This is a genomic window from Pseudomonas sp. MF08831, assembly GCF_059862645.1.
Window position 1 is genome coordinate 1 of record NZ_JCBCUX010000046.1, and the last position, 524, is coordinate 524.

At 48.3% G+C, this 524-nt stretch carries 2 protein-coding genes; both read right to left on the minus strand.

Annotated elements, in window-relative coordinates; genetic code table 11:
• The coding region (locus tag AC19YS_RS32030) for a hypothetical protein (RefSeq protein WP_500603542.1) at window positions 1-277 on the minus strand (277 nt) is incomplete at its 3' end.
• The coding region (locus tag AC19YS_RS32035) for a phage tail tip fiber protein (RefSeq protein WP_500603543.1) at window positions 274-524 on the minus strand (251 nt) is incomplete at its 5' end. The genes AC19YS_RS32035 and AC19YS_RS32030, both read right to left, overlap by 4 nt.

A 524-nucleotide genomic window follows, 5' to 3' on the forward strand; every position in this document is an offset into this window, starting at 1 on the left:
CCGGACTACCAAAGTAAATGGTTACCCCGCCCGCTGAAATAATCGGCGTATATTGAATCGAGTTAATATTTTGGCCGCTAGTATCATAAACAGCTACAGGTAAACAAACAGCGGAATGTGTGGATGGGTCTACGCCCGGAATTTCGATGAAACGAGTGCGTCCTGGTGTAGGAGCACCTGATTTTAAAATTACCGAGTAAACAACCCCAACAGTGAAGGAGTTTTCATCAAGTTCAAGGCGTCCAGTTGGTCCCCAAACTCTTACGCCATAAGTCATGCTGACAGATCCCCCCATTGATATCGTACTAGGCCGGTTTCATCGAACACCTTACCGCCAGCGCTGTTAATCACCTGTCTCGCTTTTCCGCCGAATGAGCTGTTTATTTCAAACGTCCCATCGAAGAACAACTTCCAGCCGCTGGTACCGGCCACATAATTGTTTGACTGGATGTAGTTGCCGATCTTGGCGTTGGTGATCGTGCCGTCCTGAATGAAAGCCGACTTAATGAACGTCTGCCCACCCT